The sequence below is a fragment of the Myceligenerans indicum genome, assembly GCF_016742955.1.
Taxonomy (GTDB): Bacteria; Actinomycetota; Actinomycetes; order Actinomycetales; family Cellulomonadaceae; genus Myceligenerans; species Myceligenerans indicum.
Map to the genome: position 1 here is coordinate 1 of NZ_JABBYC010000118.1, position 1,730 is coordinate 1,730.

At 71.1% G+C, this 1,730-nt stretch carries 1 protein-coding gene; it reads right to left on the bottom strand.

Annotation, left to right across the window (positions count from 1 at the left end; genetic code table 11):
• Nucleotides 1-48: 48 nt before the first annotated feature.
• Nucleotides 49-1,623: a glycoside hydrolase family 32 protein gene (locus HGK34_RS22150; RefSeq protein WP_201851576.1), complete on the bottom strand. Its 1,575-nt coding sequence runs from the start codon at nucleotides 1,621-1,623 to the stop codon at nucleotides 49-51.
• Nucleotides 1,624-1,730 lie beyond the last annotated feature (107 nt).

The window sequence follows — 1,730 nt, forward strand, 5'->3', positions numbered from 1 at the left end:
AGATGTGTATAAGAGACAGGTCGGGTGGTGGCCGGTGCTCCGGGGCGGCTACGGAGCTTTCACGAGCGAGCCGGCGACCGGTGGGTGCGTGGTCCGGGAGGAGCCCGCGTCACGGGAGCCGCCGACGGGGTCCGGCTCCCGGACGCCGACACGCGCCGAGGTGACGTCGAGCGCGCCGTCGCCGACGAAGACGCCGAACCGGCCGCGGGGATGGTCGTACAGGCGGGTGCTCAGGCACACCCGGCCGTCCAGGTCCGCCACGCACAGGTCGCCGTCGAACAGGATCCGCAGCGTGTGCGGGCCGGGCGGCAGCTCGCAGGGACGTTCGAGCTCGACGGCGTGCGGCACGTCGCCCGAGATCTGCCACTGCTCCGTGCCGGTCCGGGGCCGGGGCCAGCGGTCGAGCACCATCCGCCCGCGGTCGGGCTCGAGGCGCAGGGCGTAGCTCTCCTCGCCGTCGGCGGAGGCCCGCAGCAGGACGCCGGCGGTGCGGGTGTCCTCGGCGATGTCGAGCGTCACCTCGATCAGGGCCTGCTCCGGCACCTCCGACTCCGACAACCGGGCGGCATAGCCGTCCCAGGCCTCGATGCTGGCGTGGCTTCCGGAACTGGCGTGGCTCCCGGAACCGGCGTGGCTCCCGGAACGGCGCGGGACGCCGGAGTCAGGCGGGACGAGCCGCACGTCTTCGGTCGCGGTGAAGCTCGCGGCGAGCTCCTCGGGCAGCCCGAAGCCGAGCGTGCCGTCGGCTTCCTGGCGTGCCTCCAGCACGCTGAGGGTGCCGGCCCACTGCCAGGCGCCGTCGTCGTGAGATCCCTCCTTGGAGGCGATCCACCCGAAGAAGAAGCGGCGTCCGTCGCGTGCCGCGGACTTGGCGGCGTAGTAGGCGCGGCCGTCCACGGAGTCGAACCGCGGTGCGATCCACGGCCCCTCCAGGCTGCGCGCCATCCGGTAGCGGGTGACGAAGGCGTCGGTGAACTCCGAGTAGACGAGGTACCACCAGCCGTTCCAGTGGAACACCTCGGGGCATTCCTGCGTGAGGTAGCGGGCCGGGTCCCACAGGGGCTCGGCCGGTTCCCAGTGCGTCAGGTCGCGTGACACGCACTGGGCGACGACACCGCCGCGCCGTTCGGGGGCTCCCTCGTGACGAGCGGCCAGGAGCATGCGCCACAGCCCTGCCTCCCGGTCCCGGAAGACGAACGGGTCGCGCCAGTCGCCCGGCTCGTAGCCCGACGGGGCCTCGACCACCGGTTCGGTGGTCTTGGTCCAGCGCGTCAGGTCGCCCGTGCTGGTCGCCCAGGTCACCACCTGCAACGGACGGCCGTCCGGCCCCGGGCGCCGCGGGTTCTGGCCGGTGTAGAACGCGTACAGCAGACCGTCGTCGTCCTGGACGACGCTGCCGGTGTAGGCGTTGTGGTCGACGGCGTCGGGGCCGCCCGACGGCAGGGCCTCGCCGTGGTCGGTCCAGGTCACGAAGTCACGCGTGGAGACCAGGTGCCACGGGGTTCCGACGTCGCTGTCGCGTCGTTCGTGGAGATAGAAGAGGTGGAAGGTCCCGTCGGACTCCCACGGGATCACGTCCCCGACCCACGCGCCGTGCGGGCGGAAGAACACTGGTGCACTCATCGTCGTCGATGCCTCCGGTTAAGCGTTTGATCACACCGTAGAGGAGGCCCTGAACCTTGGTCAAGCGTTTCATCACCCCAGATCACACCTGTCTCTTATACACATCT

Coding starts and splice junctions, on each gene's coding strand:
- HGK34_RS22150 (WP_201851576.1), bottom strand. CDS start 1,623: ATGAGTGCACCAGTGTTCTTCCGCCCGCACGGCGCGTGGGTCGGGGAC.